The sequence below is a fragment of the Streptomyces sp. DI166 genome (assembly GCF_900091315.1).
Lineage (GTDB): Bacteria > Actinomycetota > Actinomycetes > Streptomycetales > Streptomycetaceae > Streptomyces > Streptomyces fuscus.
Window position 1 is genome coordinate 1 of sequence record NZ_FLSP01000137.1, and the last position, 16109, is coordinate 16109.

Below are 16109 nucleotides of genomic sequence, written 5' to 3' on the forward strand. Positions count from 1 at the left end.
GGCGGGATTTGCCTTTCGGCCTCGCGGCCTTTCGACATTCACTACGCTAGCGGATTCCCCGCCCAACTCATAATCGAGTCTCTGCGTTCTCGAATTCGGGCATGCGGGCACGCCGAAATCGATCCCGCGAAGGGAATCTAGTAGGTAGTGGGTTGGCCGCTCCGGCTGCTGGCGATTGCCGTACCCGGTTCAGCGGCTCGGGCTACGTTACGCGCCTGTCCAGGGCGAGTCAACTTGAGCGGCGCCGCGGCACATGGGCCCGATACGGGCTCACCGTGGGGTCGTTGGCGATCCAGTAGCGCCAGGGATGGGTGTCGCCGTTGCCGCCCTCGCCGGACACTCCCGTGCGAGGTCCGTTCCGTACCTGGTCAGTGGGGGCCGGGGTGCCGGTCAGCATCCTCAGAGGGGTCTCGTCGCGGGCGCAGGCGTCCGTGCCGTTGAGGGCGCGGTCCACGCCCAGGGCGGTCGCCAGGCGGGCCGGGCCTTTGGCCAGTTCCTTGTCATTTCGGGCCGAGATTCGACGTTTGCGGGCCAGCTCGATCCCCTCGACGATCTCGCCGGCGCGGAGGAGCACGGCGCCCGCCCTGCCGTCGGGGCCGCACACCAGGTTCATGCAGTGCCACATGCCGTAGGTGAAGTAGACGTACACATGACCGGGCGGGCCGAACATCACGCTGTTGCGGGGTGTGCGGCCGCGATAGGCGTGGGAGCCGGGGTCGTTCTCGCCGTCGTAGGCCTCCACCTCTGTGAGGCGGAGGGCGATCGGACCGTCCGGGGTGGTGCGTACGAGGATGCGGCCCAGGAGGTCGGGGGCTACTTCGAGAACGGGCCGGTCGAAGAAGCTCCTGGGGAGCGGCGTACGGTCGGGGGTCGCGATCATGCCGTCCGAGAGTAGTGCAGACGGGTGGCGGTCATGGGGTGGTCAGCGGCCCGTCCCCTTGCGAGGGTGAGGGTGCGGAACCGGTCACGGCCGGATCGCGTTTGTAGGGATCAAAGGCAGTCGTAGAGGGAGAGTCATGGCGTTCAAGAAGCTGCTCGCGAGTCTGGGGGCCGGTGGCGCGTCGGTCGAGACGGTGCTGACCGAGGTCAACGTCGTTCCGGGCGGCGTCGTCCAGGGCGAGGTGCGGATCCAGGGCGGTTCCGTCAACCAGCAGATCGAGGGACTGTCGGTGGGCCTGCAGGCCAAGGTCGAGGTGGAGAGCGGCGACCAGGAGTACAAGCAGGACATCGAGTTCACCAAGGTGCGGCTCGGCGGCGCCTTCGAGCTCCAGGCGGGCGCCGTGCACGCGGTGCCGTTCGGACTGGAGATCCCGTGGGAGACCCCGGTCACGATGATCGACGGCCAGCCGCTGCGCGGGATGAACATCGGTGTGACCACCGAGCTGGAGATCGCGCGCGCGGTGGACTCCGGTGACCTGGACCCGATCAACGTGCACCCGCTGCCGGCGCAGAAGGCGATCCTGGACGCGTTCATCCAGCTGGGCTTCCGCTTCAAGAGCGCGGACATGGAGCGCGGCCACATCCGCGGTACGCGGCAGAAGCTGCCGTTCTATCAGGAGATCGAGTTCTTCCCGCCGCAGCAGTACCGGGGTCTGAACCAGGTCGAGCTGAGCTTCGTGGCCGATCAGAACGCCATGGACGTCGTGCTGGAGATGGACAAGAAGCCGGGTCTGTTCAGCGAGGGCAGTGACACCTTCCGCTCCTTCCAGGTGGGTCTGAACGACTACCAGGGCACCGACTGGGCGGCGTACCTCAACCAGTGGCTGTCCGAGGTCGGCTCGAAGCGCAACTGGTTCTAGGCTCGGAACCCACTGATCGATCCGACTCAGGAGGTACCGAGGTGACCGAGCTCAAGAGGCGGCCGCTCCCCCACGACTTCCATCCGCCCGTGCCGTCGTTCACGGTCACGAGTGAGGACGTCTCGGAGGGCGCGACCCTCAAGGAGGCTCAGGTCTACGCGGGCGGCAACACCTCGCCGCAGCTGCGGTGGGAGGGCTTCCCGCCGGAGACCAAGAGCTTCGCCGTGACCTGCTACGACCCGGACGCGCCCACGGGCAGCGGGTTCTGGCACTGGGTCGTGTTCGACATCCCGGCCTCCGTGACGGAGCTGCCCGCGGGTGCGGGCAGCGGCAAGTTCGAGGGGCTGCCCGAGGGCGCGGTGCAGGCGCGCAACGACTACGGGTCGAAGGACTTCGGTGGTGCGGCGCCGCCCGCGGGGGACGGTCCGCACCGCTATGTGTTCACGGTGTACGCCGTGGACCAGGAGAAGCTCGGTCCGGACTCGGACGCCTCGCCGGCGGTGGTGGGCTTCAATCTGCGGTTCCACACGCTGGCGCGCGCTCAACTCATCGGTGAGTACGAGGTGCCCGCCGAAGCCTGACGTTCACAGAACGTTTGCCCGCCCCTGGTCATGGAAGTGATCAGGGGCGGGCATTTTTTATTTCGTTGTCCATCTCGGCGTGCCCGGCCAGAGTTGATCCCAGCCCGCCACGGGGGTGGGCCGCTGCACACAGGAGGTGGGCTGGTCATGCGGGACACGCTGGTACTGAACGCGAGCTTCGAGCCGCTGTCGACGGTGACTGTGAACCGTGCCGTCGTTCTGGTGCTCCAGGACAAGGCCGTGGTCGAGCAGGCCCACCCCGAACTGCGCATGCGCGGAGCCGCGGTCGACATACCGGCGCCCCGGGTGATCAGGCTGTGCAGGTACGTACGGGTGCCGTTCCGAAGACAAGCGCCGTGGTCGCGGCGGGGTGTGCTGGTCAGGGACCGGCACCGGTGCGCGTACTGCGGTCGTAGGGCGACGACCGTGGACCACGTGGTGCCGCGGTCGCAGGGTGGTCAGGACAGCTGGCTGAATACGGTGGCCTCGTGCGCGGAGGACAACCACCGCAAGGCGAACCGGACTCCGGAGGAGGCGGGCATGCCGCTGCTCAGGCAGCCGTTCGAGCCGACTCCGGCGGACGCGATGCTGCTGTCGCTGGGGGTCGAGGAGTTCTCGGCGCTGCCGGACTGGTTGTCCCGGGACGCCGCCTAGCGTGTGCCGAACCGACGTAAAGGCCCGCCTTCTTGGGAAGGCGGGCCTTTCGCCGTAGGGCGCTGTCCGCTAGTCGATGCTCGGGTTCTCGCGGCGCTCGGTGCCGTTGCCGCCGGAGTTGCCGTTGCCGCCGCCCGAATTGCCGCCCAGGGGGCCGAAGTTGCCCATGGCGCCGGAGAGGCCCTTGAGGGCGTCGCCGATTTCGCTGGGGACGATCCAGAGCTTGTTGGCGTCGCCCTCGGCGATCTTCGGGAGCATCTGGAGGTACTGGTAGGAGAGCAGCTTCTGGTCCGGGTCGCCGGCGTGGATGGCCTCGAAGACCGTGCGGACGGCCTGGGCCTCGCCCTCGGCGCGCAGGGCGGCGGCCTTGGCCTCACCCTCGGCGCGCAGGATCTGGGACTGCTTCTCACCCTCGGCGGTGAGGATGGCGGCCTGGCGCGTACCTTCGGCGGTGAGGATCGCGGCGCGCTTGTCACGGTCGGCGCGCATCTGCTTCTCCATCGAGTCCTGGATGGAGGTGGGCGGTTCGATCGCCTTGAGTTCGACGCGGTTGACGCGGATGCCCCACTTGCCGGTGGCCTCGTCGAGGACGCCGCGCAGGGCCGCGTTGATCTCCTCGCGGGAGGTGAGGGTGCGCTCCAGGTCCATGCCGCCGATGATGTTGCGCAGCGTGGTGACGGTGAGTTGCTCGATCGCCTGGATGTAGCTGGCGACTTCATAGGTGGCGGCGCGGGCGTCGGTGACCTGGTAGTAGATGACGGTGTCGATGTTCACGACCAGGTTGTCCTGGGTGATCACCGGCTGGGGCGGGAAGGGCACGACCTGTTCGCGCAGGTCGATGCGGTTGCGGATGGTGTCGATGAACGGGACCACGATGTTGAGGCCCGCGTTGAGGGTCCTCGTGTAGCGGCCGAATCGTTCGACGATGGCCGCGCTCGCCTGCGGGATGACCTGGATCGTCTTGATCAGGGCGATGAAGACCAACACCACCAGAATGATCAGGACGATGATGACCGGTTCCATCGTCGTTCCCCGTACCCCTTCTCCGCTGCGGCAACTTCGGCAGATCTTATGCTTGTTGAAGATCTTGCCGATTGAGTCTGACAGACCGTTGTGTGCGTCGTGGGGTGTTCCCCCAGTTATGTATCGGGCGAGGTCACATGACGATCGCGGTGGCCCCCTCGATCTCCACCACGTCGACTTCCTGGCCCACTTCGTAGGCCTGCCCGCTGTCGAGAGCGCGGGCCGACCAGACAGCCCCGGCCAGCTTGATCCGGCCGCCCGAGGAGTCCACGCGTTCCAGGACGACCGCCTGCTTGCCCTTCAACGCGTCGACCCCGGACACCAGTTGGGGCCGCTGGGTGCGGTGCCGGGCGGCGAGGGGGCGGACGGCGAAGATCAGGGCGACCGAGACGGCCACGAAGACGAGGACCTGGGCGACCACTCCGCCGCCGAGTCCGGCGACGCCCGCGGCGGCCACCGCGCCTACGGCGAGCATGCCGAGTTCGGGCATCGCGGTGATCACGAGCGGGATTCCGAGCGCGGCCGCGCCGATGAGCCACCACACCCATGCGTCGATGTCGTTCACATGGTCATGGTAGGACCGCACAACCTGCCTGGGACAGGGCGCACTTCGGGTGCATCAGCTCAAAGGCAGGCCCTGGGCGGTCCAGCGGTCGCCGACCTGCTCCACGACGAGCGGGAGGCCGAAGCACAGGGAGAGGTTGCGGGAGGTGAGTTCGAGCTCCAGCGGGCCCGCGGCGAGGACCTTGCCCTGGCGGATCATCAGGACGTGGGTGAAGCCGGGGGCGATCTCCTCGACGTGGTGGGTGACCATGATCATCGACGGGGCGATGGGGTCGCGGGCCAGGCGGCCGAGGCGGCGGACCAGGTCCTCGCGGCCGCCGAGGTCGAGGCCGGCGGCGGGCTCGTCGAGGAGAAGCAGCTCGGGGTCGGTCATCAAGGCGCGGGCGATGAGGGTGCGCTTGCGCTCGCCCTCGGAGAGGGTGCCGAACTTGCGGTCGAGGAACTCGCTCATGCCGAGCCGGTCGAGGAAGGCGCGGGCGCGCTGCTCGTCGACGTCCTCGTACTCCTCCTGCCAGGCGGCGGTCATGCCGTAGGCGGCGGTGAGCACGGTCTGCAGGACGGTCTGGCTCTTGGGGAGCTTGTCGGCCATGGCGATGCCGGCCATGCCGATGCGCGGGCGCAGTTCGAAGACGTCGACCTTGCCGAGGGTGTCGCCGAGGATGGTGGCGGTGCCCTTGCTGGGGTAGAGGTAGCTGGACGCGATGTTCAGGAGGGTGGTCTTGCCGGCGCCGTTGGGGCCGAGGATGACCCAGCGCTCGCCCTCCTTGACCGACCAGGAGACCTGGTCCACCAGAGCCCGGCCCTCACGGACCACGGATACGTCCTGAAGCTCCAGAACATCGCTCATGAGCGCGTTGTCTCCCCTTGCAGTGTGACCGGTCTCGGCGTCGTCGGTGGTCCGTGCGCCGACGGGCGCACCCCTCAACGAAATCTACGCCACCGGTCCACCGCTTCATTCCATCGGTACGGTCCTTAGGGTGGAGGCATGCTCTTGGAACCGCGTTCAGGACGCCTCGCTGCTTGGGGAAACGCCCTTTTGGCCGGACTTGTCTCGCCGGACGACTCGGTGCTCGCGATCGTCGGCGAGGATGCCGTGCACCGGGTGGAGGAGCTGCCGGGCGAGTCGGCGCCGGTGGGGCTGACCCTGGCGCTGGGGCGGCTGCGGTCGCTCGGGGTGACCGGGCTGCGGGTGGCGCTGCCCGCGCCGGGGCATCCGCTGGGGCTGAGCGGGCCGCCGGAGTTCAACGCGCGGGCGCTGGAGGCGGAGGAGGCCGTCGTCTGTCAGGGGGCCGCGTTCGGGCTGGTGCCGGAGGTGTACGCGGCCGGGCCCGAGGGCGATGAGCATGTCGAGGTGGTCTGGCACGTGCTGTCGGTGCGGGAGGCGCCGCCCGCGGACGTGCCCTCGCTGGGAGAGGCGGAGCGGGAGTTGGCGGAGGCGCTGCGGGAGGCCACCGAGGTGCTGTCCCGGCTGGATGTGGCGGGGTCGGGGCCGGTGGCCGAGGCGGCGATCGACGCGTACCGGGCGCGGGCCGAGCGGGGGCGCGAGGTGCTGGCGCCGGGGTATCCGCCGCGGGCGGTGCGGGTGCTGGAGCTGGCGCAGCGGGTGGGGATGCTGGTGGAGCTGGCGTCGGAGAACGGGCACGGGGCCGCGGTGACGTCCGGTGAGATGGCGGCGCGGGCCGAGGCGCTGCGGCCGGTGGAGCGGACGGCGCGGCGGGCGCAGGTGGCGGCGTACAACGCGTATGTGGAGGAGCGGGAGCGGGGGGTTCGCTGACCGTCGGCCGTACGACGCGGGACGGCATCGGACTGCCGGTAGGCGCGCGGGGTTCGCTGACCCTGCTGTGGGAGACACGGCACCGGCCTCCCGAGTCGTGCCGGGAGGCCGGTGGGCGTTTGGGGGGCCTGGGTCAGTGGTTGAGGCCCAGGTTGCCGAAGGCGGGGTTCAGGACACCCACGACGTTGACGCTGTTGCCCACCGCGTTGACCGGGACGTGGACCGGCGCCTGGATGAGGTTGCCCGAGACGACGCCCGGCGAGCCCACGGCGTTGCCGTCGGCGTGGGCGTCGGTGGCGGAGGCCATACCGGCACCGGCGGCGATCAGACCGCCGGCCATCATCGTCACGGCCGCTGCCTTCTTCAGGTTCTTCACTTTCTGAGCCCTCCCTAGTGGCTGCCGCGGCACTCGCCGCAGCACGCACTGGAGAACGGGCGAGGCCTGAAGAGGATGCGCCGTCCGGGGGACATTCCCACGACAGTATGAATCTCGGTCCGGAGCGGAACCCTCCGTGTTGCCGCGCGTTCCGCTCCTATCCGGCCACACCGTGCCGTACCGCCCACAGCGCGGCCTGGGTGCGGTCCGCCAGGTCGAGTTTCATCAGGATGTTCGAGACGTGGGTCTTGACCGTCTTCTCGGACAGGACGAGGGCGCGGGCGATCTCGCGGTTGGAGCGGCCGTCGGCTATCAGGCCGAGCACCTCGCGCTCCCGTTCGGTGAGCGATCCGGCTCTGCCCTGGCCGGGGCCGTTGTCCTCCTGGGACAGCAGGGCGCCCGCGACCTCCGGCTGGAGCAGGATGTGTCCGGCGTGCACGGAGCGGATGGCGCCGGCCAGGGCGTCGGGGTCGACGTCCTTGTAGACGTAACCGGCGGCGCCCGCGCGCAGGGCCGGGATCACCGTGCGCTGTTCGGTGAAGCTGGTGACGATGAGCACGCGCGCGGGGTTGTTCAGCTCGCGGAGCTTGCGCAGGGCCTCCACGCCGTCCATGCCCGGCATCTTGACGTCCATCAGGACGACGTCCGGTTTCAGTTCCTCCGCGCGGGCGACGCCCTCGGCGCCGTCGGCCGCCTCGCCCACGACCTCGATGTCGTCCTGGACCTCCAGGAATGTGCGCAGGCCCCGGCGGACGACCTGGTGGTCGTCGACGAGCAGCACCTTGATTGGGTCAGCCACCGGGGACCTCCATCTCGATCGTGGTGCCCTTGCCGGGCGCCGATTCCACGGTCAGTGTGCCGCCGACGCCACTGGCGCGGTCCCGCATGGAGACCAGGCCGAGGTGGCGTCCGGCGCGGCGTACGGTCTGCGGGTCGAAGCCCTGGCCGTTGTCGGTGACCCGCAGGACCGCTCCGACGCCCCGGCGGTCGAGGGTGACCTCGACGGTGTCGGCGCCGGAGTGGCGCAGGGCGTTGTGCAGGGCTTCCTGGGCGACGCGCAGGACGGCTTCCTCCTGGGCGGCGGGCAGGGCGCGTATGCCGCGGCCGTCGAAGGTGACGCGGGCACTGTGGGCGCGGTCGAGGACCTGGACGTGGGTGCGCAGGGTGGCGACCAGGCCGTCCTCGTCGAGGGCGGCGGGGCGCAGTTCGACGACGGCGGCGCGCAGTTCGTCGGCGGCTTCGGCGGCGAGGGCGGCGACCTGCTGGAGCTCGCCCTTGGCGCGGGACGGGTCGCGGTCGACGAGGCGGGCGGCGGCCTGGGCGGTCAGGCGCAGGGAGAACAGTTTCTGGCTGACCGCGTCGTGCAGTTCGTGGGCGAGGCGGGAGCGTTCCTCGGCGATGGTCAGCTCGCGGCTGCGTTCGTAGAGGCGGGCGTTGGTGAGGGCGATGGCGGCGTGCTGGGCGAGGATGCCGAGCAGTTCCTCGTCGTCCTCGGTGAAACCGCAGGTGCCCTCCGGTTTCGGGCAGTTCTTGTTGGCCAGGAACAGGGCGCCGATGATCTCTTCGCCGTCGCGGATGGGCAGGCCGAGGAAGTCGGACATCTCGGGGTGGGCCGAGGGCCAGCCCTCGAAGCGGGGGTCCTTGCGGACGTCGGCGAGCCGCTCGGGGCGGGCCTGGTGGAGCATCGACGCGAGGATGCCGTGCTGGCGCGGGAGAGGGCCGATGGCCTTCCACTGCTCGTCGCTGACGCCGTCGACCACGAACTGGGCGAAGCCGCCGTGGTCGTCCGGGACGCCGAGGGCGGCGTACTGCGCGTCCAGCAGCTCGCGCGCGGAGGCGACGATCGTCTTGAGGACGTCGCGCACCTCCAGATGCCTGCTCATGGCGAGCAGCGCGGAGCTGACGGCGGCCAGACCGGTTCCCGGACCTTGATTCATGTCCTCACCGTACCGGCGGGGTGTGACGGCGCGGATCGGTCGCGTGACCAGCGCCGCCTAGGCCCGTGGGCCTAGGGCTGAGGTCCCCCGGCGGCGGACCCCGGTCGAAGGGACCCGGTGATCAGCGACCTGCGGCGGAGGCGGGGCGGGCGGGGCCGTTCCTACGTTGAGGGCATGTCGAGTCGGAGGGGGCTGTCATGCCGGTAGCGATCATCACAGGGGCCTCGAAGGGGCTGGGGCGTGCGTTGGCCGAGGGGCTGGCGGCGCGCGGCTGGGATCTGGTGCTGGACGCCCGTACGGAGCGGGTGCTGAAGGAGGCCGCGGCGGCGGTGTCCGCGTACGGCACGCGGGTGGAGGCGCTGCCCGGGGATGTCACGGACGCCCGGCACCGGGCCGCGCTGGTGGCGGCCGCGTGGAAGCTGGGCGGGGTGGATCTGCTGGTGCACAACGCGAGCGCGCTGGGCGCGGAGCCGCTGGTGCGTCTTGAGGAGCTTCCGCTGGAGGGGCTGCGGTGGGCGCTGGAGGTGAACACGGTGGCAGCGCTGGGCCTGGTCCAGGAGGCACTGCCGCTGCTGCGGGCGGCGCCGGCGCCCGCCGTCGTGACCGTCTCCTCGGACGCGGCCGCGGAGGCGTACGGCACGTGGGGCGGGTACGGGGCCTCCAAGGCGGCCGTGGACCAGCTGGCGGCGGTGCTGGCCGTGGAGGAGCCGGGGCTGCGGGTGTGGGCGGTGGACCCCGGGGACATGGCCACGGACCTGTACGCGTCCGCCGTACCGGACGACGGCGATCCGCGTCCGGCGCCGGGGAGTGTGGTGCCGGGGTTCCTGCGGCTGCTGGACGAGCGGCCCGCGAGTGGGCGTTACTCGGCGCCCGCGCTGCTGGAGGGGGCCCGGTGACGCTGACCGTACGGGTTCCGGAGGAACTGTCGGCGCGGGTTCCGGTGGAGCAGCGGGCGCCGGGGCTGGCCCGGGACTCGGTACGCCTGCTGGTGTCACGGGGGACGCGGGTGGCCCATCACGCGTTCCGGGACCTGCCCGCGCTGCTGCGGCCCGGGGACCTCCTGGTGGTGAACACCTCCCCCACGCTCCCCGCCGCCGTCGACGCGACGGTCGGCCACGCGCGCGTGGTGGTCCACTTCTCCACCCGCGCCGACGACGGCCGGTGGGCGGTGGAGCTCCGGGACCCCGACGGCAGCGGCACCACACGCGCGCGTGCGGGCGGTCCCGAGGGGACAGTGGTGCGGCTCCCCGGCGGTCTGCGGCTGGTACTGGAGGAGCCGCTCAGCGCGGACGGTGAGCGGCTGTGGTGGGCGCGGGTCGGGGAATCACGGGGTGCCGGCGCCGTGGCCGGCATGCTGCGCGAGCACGGGCGGGCCATTCGGTACTCCTATACCGCGCGGGACCAGCCCCTGGCCGCGTACCAGACCGTGTTCGCGCTGGAGACGCCCGACGGGGCGGGGAGCGCGGAGATGCCGAGTGCGGCGCGGCCCTTCACCGGGCGGGTCGTGGCGGAGCTGGTGAGCCGGGGGGTGCAGTTCGCTCCGGTCACGCTGCATACGGGGGTGGCTTCCGGGGAGGCGCACGAGGCGCCGTATGCGGAGCGCTTCGTGGTGCCGGAGGCCTCCGCGCGGGTGATCAACGCCGTGCGGGCCGGGGACGGGCGGGTGATCGCCGTGGGGACGACCGCGGTGCGGGCCGTGGAGTCGGCGGTGGGGGCCGACGGTGTCGTACGCGTGCGTGCCGGGTGGACCGATCTCGTGGTGACCCCGGAGCGCGGGGTGCGGGTGGTGGACGGGCTGCTGACCGGGCTGCACGAGCCCGAGGCGTCGCATCTGCTGATGCTGGAGGCGGTGGCGGGGCGGGCGGCCGTGGGCCGTGGGTACGAGGAGGCCGTGCGCGGGCGGTACCTGTGGCACGAGTTCGGGGATCTGCATCTCCTCCTCCCGGCGGACAACCCTCACACAGAGCATTGCTCCAGCAACTGATGGTGAGGCGGCAGGGGCGCCGATGTGAGGCCGCGCATAGGGTCCACATCACGTACGAAGGGACATAGGAGATAAAGGTCCCCTATGTGAGCGGGAAAGACGTTCCTGTCTGTCCCGATTTGCCCTCTCCTGATCCACTATCGGGGATCGTACGTCACACCTTTGCCTGGCGATTTTGCGGCCGCTAAGAATTGCTCTCGTCGCTCAGCGCCGCGGGTTCCCCCCGCGGCGTTTGTGCCGGAAGCACCCGTGTCCCCCGCCGGACAGCGAGCGACCTCCGCGCTATTCGAAGAGGTCCCCCTGCCATGCCCAAGAACATCCTCACCGCTGGTCGACGTTCGCTGACCAAGCAGCACAAGATCGCGATCTCCGGTGTCGCAGCGCTCGGCGCCGCCGCCCTCGCCTTCTCCGCGGTTCCGGGCAACGCGCAGACCACGACCACCGCCGAGCCGGCCGCCGCCAAGGTCGCCTACAGCACCGAGCAGATCAAGGACGTCAAGGCGAGCGTCACCGACCAGCTCGCGAGCGCCAGCCTCAAGGCCGAGGCCGTCGCGGCCAAGAAGAAGGCCGCCGCCGACGCCGCCGCGAAGGCCGCCGCGAAGAAGAAGGCGGAGGCCGCGAAGAAGGCCGCCGCCCAGGCCGCCGCGAAGAAGAAGGCCGAGGCCGCCCGCAAGGCCAAGGCCGCCACGAGCCGCGCCAAGGCCCGCCCCGCCGCCAAGCCGGTCGTGAAGAAGACCTACGCGAACAACCTCGACGGCTGGATCAAGGAAGCCCTCGACATCATGGACAAGCACAACATTCCGGGCACCTACAACGGCCTGTACCGGAACATCATGCGCGAGTCCTCGGGCAACCCGAACGCCATCAACAACTGGGACATCAACGCCCAGAACGGCGTTCCGTCCATCGGCCTGCTCCAGGTCATCAAGCCCACCTTCAACGCGTACCACGTTCCCGGCACCGCCTGGAGCCAGTACGACCCGGTCGCCAACCTGACCGCCGCCGCCAACTACGCGGCCGACCGGTACGGCTCGATCGACAACGTCAACAGCGCGTACTGAGGTCGGCGCGGACCTCGTACGAACGCCGAAGGGCGGCACCTCCTGACGGGTGCCGCCCTTCGGGGTCGTACGGGCACTACTTGCGCATGACCTCGGGCTCGTGCCGGCGCAGGAAGCGGGCCACCAGGAACCCGCAGAGCACGCCGAGCGCGATCAAGGCGATCATGTCCATGCTGTAGGCGCCGACCGTGTGCTCCCACAGCGGGTCGGTGTCGCCCTTCTCCTTGGGCGGGCTGATGTTGTTGAAGTCCAGCGTCGCGCCCGCGGCGGCCACCGCCCAGCGGGACGGCATCAGGTACGAGAACTCGTTGACGCCGATGTTGCCGTGCAGGATGAACAGGCAGCCGGTGAAGACGACCTGGACGATCGCGAACATCACCAGCAGCGGCATGGTCTTCTCGGCGGTCTTCACCAGCGAGGAGATGACCAGGCCGAACATCATCGAGGTGAAGCCCAGGCCCATGATCGGAACGGACATCTCCAGCAGTACCGCGGCCTTGCCCTCGCCGAGGATCAGCGCCTCGTCCGGGATGGTCCGGCTGGAGAAGCCGATGACGCCGACCATCAGGCCCTGGAGCACGGTGATGACGCCGAGCACGATCACCTTGGACATCAGGTACGCCGAGCGGGACAGACCGGTGGCCCGCTCCCGTTCGTAGATCACCCGTTCCTTGATCAGCTCGCGGACGGAGTTCGCCGCGCCCGCGAAGCACGCGCCGACCGCGAGGATCAGCAGGACCGTGGTGGCCGTGCCGTTCGGCACCGGCAGGCCCGTCTGCGGGTTCACCGGCCGGACCAGCAGGTCCTTGTCAGGGTCGATCAGCAGGCTGACCGCGCCGAGCACGGCCGGCAGGATCACCGTCAGCGCCAGGAAGCCCTTGTCGGAGGCGATCACCGACACATAGCGCCGGACCAGGGTCATCAGCTGCGAGCCCCAGCCCTGCGGCTTGGGCGGCCGCATCGCCTGCATCGGCGGCATCTGTACGGACTGCGGGGCGATCGCGTCGATGTCCGCGGCGTACATCTGGTAGTGCTGCGAGCCCTTCCAGCGGCCCGCCCAGTCGTAGTCGCGGTAGTTCTCGAAGGCGGAGAAGACATCGGCCCAGGTGTCGTAGCCGAAGAAGTTCAGCGCCTCCTCCGGGGGGCCGAAGTAGGCCACCGCGCCGCCGGGCGCCATCACCAGGAGCTTGTCGCACAGCGCCAGCTCGGCCACCGAGTGGGTGACCACCAGGACCGTACGGCCGTCGTCGGCGAGGCCGCGCAGCAGCTGCATGACGTCGCGGTCCATGCCCGGGTCGAGGCCGGAGGTCGGCTCGTCCAGGAAGATCAGCGACGGCTTGGTGAGCAGCTCCAGGGCCACCGAGACACGCTTGCGCTGGCCACCGGAGAGGGAGGTGACCTTCTTCTCCTTGTGGATGTCCAGCTTCAGCTCGCGCAGCACCTCGTCGATGCGGGCCTCGCGCTCCTGTGCCGTGGTGTCGGCGGGAAAGCGCAGCTTGGCCGCGTACTTGAGGGCCTTCTTGACGGTCAGCTCCTTGTGCAGGATGTCGTCCTGCGGGACCAGACCGATGCGCTGGCGCAGCTCGGCGAACTGCTTGTAGAGGTTCCGGTTGTCGTAGAGGACGTCGCCCTGGTTGGCGGGGCGGTAGCCGGTGAGCGCCTTGAGCAGCGTCGACTTGCCGGAGCCGGACGGGCCGATGACCGCGACCAGGGACTTCTCGGGGACGCCGAACGAGACGTCCTTGAGGATCTGCTTGCCGCCGTCGACCGTGACGGTCAGGTGGCGGGCCGAGAAGGAGACCTCACCGGTGTCGACGAACTCCTCAAGGCGGTCGCCGACGATCCGGAACGTGGAGTGACCGACGCCGACGATGTCGGTGGGGCCGAGCAGCTGCGCGCCGCCCTTGGGGATCGGCTGGCCGTTGACGTACGTGCCGTTGTGCGAGCCGAGGTCGCGGATCTCCATACGGCCGTCGGGCGTCGAGTGGAACTCGGCGTGGTGCCGGGAGACCTGGAGGTCGGAGACCACGAGGTCGTTCTCCAGCGCACGGCCGATGCGCATCACGCGCCCGACGGAGAACTGGTGGAACGTGGTCGGGCTGCGGTCGCCGTAGACCGGCGGCGCCCCCGCGCCGACGCCGGGGCCCTGCTGCTGCGGGATACCGGGCGCGGCCTGCTGCGGCTGGGGCTGCTGCCAGCCGGGCTGCGGCGCCTGCTGCTGCGGCGCGGGCTGGCCCCAGCCCGGGTTGGCGCCCTGCGCGGCGTACGGCTGCTGCTGCGGCTGGGCGGCCGGGGCCGCCGAGCCGGACAGGGTCAGCCGTGGCCCGTCGGTGGCGTTGCCCAGGTGCACGGTCGAGCCGGGGCCGAGCTCCAGGTGGTGGATGCGCTGCCCCGCCGCGAACGTGCCGTTGGTGGAGCCGTGGTCCTCGATGGACCAACTCCGGCCGCTCCAGCTGATCGTGGCGTGACGCCAGGACACCCTGGCGTCGTCCAGCACGATGTCACCCTGCGGATCACGACCGAGGGTGTATGTCCTGGACGGGTCGAGCGTCCAGGTTTGTCCGTTCAATTCCAGTACGAGTTCCGGCACTCCATGCCCCACTGAGTAGTCCCCCGAGTAACGCCCCATCACAGGGAGTCTAGGGATGTCGAACATCGTCGGGAACTATTTCAGGCTCGCCCCCCTGACCGAAAGTCGGGCCTTGTAAAGACCACGCGCACACTCGTCGACCGGTTCCGTTGACGGGGTTGAAACCGGCCCGGAGAGTGGTAATCCACGCGAGGGGGACATGCGCGGCCAGTTCGCCGCCTTGCGGATCGGGGGGTCTGCCATGAGTGCGTCCGGGAGCGTCGAGCGTACGAAGGTGCCGTGGGCGGACGTTGTGCTGTCCGCGGTCGCCGCGGTGAGCTGGGCGCTGATCGGTATGGCGGGTACCGCCGCGCTGGGCCTGCATCTGCTGGAGGCGGACTCGGCCGGCTCACTGGGCCCGATGACAGCGGCTGTTGTGGCGCTCGGGGCAGGTGGTTCCGTCACACCTTCCGGCGATGTCTCCGCGTTCGGGCTGACGGGGGCGGAGGCGACGACCGCCATCGAGATCACGCCACTGGGTGTGAGTCTGGTCGGCGCCCTGCTGCTGTCGTGGTTCTTCCTACGATCCCTGCGCGCGGCCGGTGTTGCGATCACGCCTGCCGAACTCCTCGCACGGGCGGGCGCGGTGGTGGCGCTGTTCGTGGCGATGCTCGGCGGGCTCGCGTGGGCGGGTCACGATGTGATCACCGTTGACGGCGGCGCGCTCGGACTGGACGATCTGCCCGGCGGCGGGGGCGGCGTCGAGATCCCGGGGCTCGGGGACGTCGGGGACATCGGGGGGCTGCTGCCGGACCGGATCGGGGATCTGATCGACGCGGAGGCGGCGGTCGGGTTCACCGTCGACACGGCGGCCACGCTGCTGGGCGGACTGTGCTGGTCGGCCGGGGTCCTGCTGATCGCGCTGCTGGCCTCGCGCCGCGCTCCCCTGCCGGCCCGCTGGACGGCCCTGAACCGGGTGGTCCGGCCCGCCGTGTCCGCGCTCGTCGGCGTGCTGCTGATGGCGGTCCTGGCCGGGTGGGCGGCGGCGGTGTACGCGCTGATCGGCGACGACAACCCGAAGCGGATCGCGGGCGCGGCGCTGCTGGGGGCGCCGAACGGGGTGTGGCTGGGCATCCCGATCGGCCTGTTCGTCCCGTGGGACGGGGAGGCGAGCGGCCCGCTGGCCCAGTTCCTGCCCGACCCGGTGGACGACCTGCTGGTCGACTCCGACCGCGCGCTGACGCTGGGACGGCTGGCCGAGCTGGACGGCCGGGTGTGGCTGCTCGGGGTCGCGGCGGCGATGGCGATGCTGCTGACGGGTGTACTGACGGCGGTACGCACCCCGGTGGAGACCGGCACCCTGGGCTTCGCGGGCCGCTGCGCGGTGCGCCTGGGCGTGGTGACCGCCCTGGCCCTGCCGCTGCTGGCCTGGCTGACGGAGGTCTCGGTCGACGCCTCCCTGGCGGTCTTCGGCATCGACGCGTTCGACGCGGGCGTCGAGCTCCACGGCCGCCTCGGCATGGCCCTGCTGCTGGGGGCCCTGTGGGGGGCGGCGGCGGGCGCCACGGGGGCGCTGCTGGCGCGGGCCACGGGGGCGGCGGGGCGGGGGGCACCGGGTGCCGTCGCCCGTTCCGAGGGCGGCCCTCCGCCCGGGGTCGCCACGGGCTCCGGGCCGGGCCCCTACGAGCCGGGTACGCCGTACCGCCCGCCGAACCCCGACACGAACCCGTACCTCCAGGTCCCGGAGGGCCTCCACGAACCGGAGGACGCCCGCCCTCCACACACCG

General features: G+C 70.6%; 16 protein-coding genes. 8 read left to right on the forward strand and 8 right to left on the reverse strand.

Translation table 11 applies throughout. The annotated features are described in order from the left end of the window. Positions 1–229: 229 nt before the first annotated feature. A complete protein-coding gene (locus tag GA0115233_RS36975) occupies positions 230–880 on the reverse strand; it encodes a DNA-3-methyladenine glycosylase (RefSeq protein WP_093724722.1) in 651 nt (216 codons plus the stop codon). A 136-nt stretch (positions 881–1016) separates the two neighbouring features. On the opposite strand from GA0115233_RS36975, the gene GA0115233_RS36980 reads away from it, so the two are divergent. From GA0115233_RS36980 to GA0115233_RS36990, 3 genes are all read left to right on the forward strand, one after another. Continuing rightward, the gene (locus GA0115233_RS36980; protein WP_093724723.1) at positions 1017–1799 is read left to right on the forward strand and encodes a sporulation protein; all 783 of its coding nucleotides are present in this window, start codon (positions 1017–1019) and stop codon (positions 1797–1799) included. A 41-nt stretch (positions 1800–1840) separates the two neighbouring features. Next, the gene (locus GA0115233_RS36985) at positions 1841–2380 is read left to right on the forward strand and encodes a YbhB/YbcL family Raf kinase inhibitor-like protein (RefSeq protein WP_093724724.1); all 540 of its coding nucleotides are present in this window, start codon (positions 1841–1843) and stop codon (positions 2378–2380) included. Between the two features lie 147 nt (positions 2381–2527). Continuing rightward, positions 2528–3034, forward strand: coding sequence for an HNH endonuclease (locus GA0115233_RS36990; protein WP_093724725.1), 507 nt, complete (start codon positions 2528–2530; stop codon positions 3032–3034). Positions 3035–3103: 69 nt separating this feature from the next. Here the strand turns inward: GA0115233_RS36990 and GA0115233_RS36995 are convergent, their stop codons facing one another. The 3 genes from GA0115233_RS36995 to GA0115233_RS37005 form a co-directional block, all read right to left on the reverse strand. Further along, positions 3104–4057: an SPFH domain-containing protein gene (locus tag GA0115233_RS36995; RefSeq protein ID WP_093724726.1), complete on the reverse strand. Its 954-nt coding sequence runs from the start codon at positions 4055–4057 to the stop codon at positions 3104–3106. Positions 4058–4190: 133 nt separating this feature from the next. After that, positions 4191–4622 carry an NfeD family protein gene (locus GA0115233_RS37000; protein WP_093724738.1) on the reverse strand — a complete coding sequence of 144 codons (432 nt, stop codon included), beginning with the start codon at positions 4620–4622 and terminating at the stop codon, positions 4191–4193. Positions 4623–4676: 54 nt separating this feature from the next. Further along, positions 4677–5468 (reverse strand): ABC transporter ATP-binding protein, encoded by a 792-nt coding sequence (locus GA0115233_RS37005; protein ID WP_093724727.1) that lies wholly within the window; start codon positions 5466–5468, stop codon positions 4677–4679. 138 nt (positions 5469–5606) lie between these two features. On the opposite strand from GA0115233_RS37005, the gene GA0115233_RS37010 reads away from it, so the two are divergent. Continuing rightward, complete coding sequence (locus GA0115233_RS37010; protein WP_093724728.1) at positions 5607–6395, forward strand: hypothetical protein; 789 nt, start codon at positions 5607–5609, stop codon at positions 6393–6395. A gap of 133 nt (positions 6396–6528) precedes the next feature. Here the strand turns inward: GA0115233_RS37010 and chpE are convergent, their stop codons facing one another. The 3 genes from chpE to GA0115233_RS37025 all read right to left on the reverse strand — a co-directional run bounded on the left by chpE (position 6529) and on the right by GA0115233_RS37025 (position 8708). Further along, positions 6529–6771 carry a chaplin ChpE gene (gene chpE / locus GA0115233_RS37015; RefSeq protein WP_093724729.1) on the reverse strand — a complete coding sequence of 81 codons (243 nt, stop codon included), beginning with the start codon at positions 6769–6771 and terminating at the stop codon, positions 6529–6531. 157 nt (positions 6772–6928) lie between these two features. After that, positions 6929–7570, reverse strand: coding sequence for a response regulator (locus tag GA0115233_RS37020; protein WP_093724730.1), 642 nt, complete (start codon positions 7568–7570; stop codon positions 6929–6931). Beyond that, positions 7563–8708 (reverse strand): GAF domain-containing sensor histidine kinase, encoded by a 1146-nt coding sequence (locus GA0115233_RS37025; RefSeq protein ID WP_093724731.1) that lies wholly within the window; start codon positions 8706–8708, stop codon positions 7563–7565. Before GA0115233_RS37025 ends, GA0115233_RS37020 begins: the two co-directional genes overlap by 8 nt. Before the next feature lie 197 nt (positions 8709–8905). Here GA0115233_RS37025 and GA0115233_RS37030 point away from each other — a divergent pair, with 197 nt between their 5' ends. The 3 genes from GA0115233_RS37030 (at position 8906) to GA0115233_RS37040 (ending at position 11753) form a co-directional block, all read left to right on the forward strand. Continuing rightward, a complete protein-coding gene (locus GA0115233_RS37030; protein WP_093724732.1) occupies positions 8906–9604 on the forward strand; it encodes an SDR family NAD(P)-dependent oxidoreductase in 699 nt (232 codons plus the stop codon). Further along, entirely contained in the window at positions 9601–10692 is a 1092-nt protein-coding gene (locus tag GA0115233_RS37035) for an S-adenosylmethionine:tRNA ribosyltransferase-isomerase (protein WP_093724733.1), read from the forward strand. The genes GA0115233_RS37030 and GA0115233_RS37035 overlap by 4 nt, the downstream gene beginning before the upstream one ends. Positions 10693–10997: 305 nt before the next feature. Further along, positions 10998–11753 (forward strand): transglycosylase SLT domain-containing protein, encoded by a 756-nt coding sequence (locus GA0115233_RS37040; RefSeq protein WP_093724734.1) that lies wholly within the window; start codon positions 10998–11000, stop codon positions 11751–11753. 76 nt (positions 11754–11829) lie between these two features. On the opposite strand, the gene GA0115233_RS37045 is transcribed toward GA0115233_RS37040, so the two are convergent. After that, on the reverse strand, positions 11830–14343 hold the full coding sequence (locus tag GA0115233_RS37045; RefSeq protein WP_093724735.1) for an ABC transporter ATP-binding protein/permease: 2514 nt from the start codon (positions 14341–14343) through the stop codon (positions 11830–11832). A gap of 241 nt (positions 14344–14584) precedes the next feature. Here GA0115233_RS37045 and GA0115233_RS37050 point away from each other — a divergent pair. Continuing rightward, positions 14585–16109 (forward strand): streptophobe family protein (locus GA0115233_RS37050; protein WP_176712072.1); only part of this gene is annotated, 1525 nt, incomplete at its 3' end.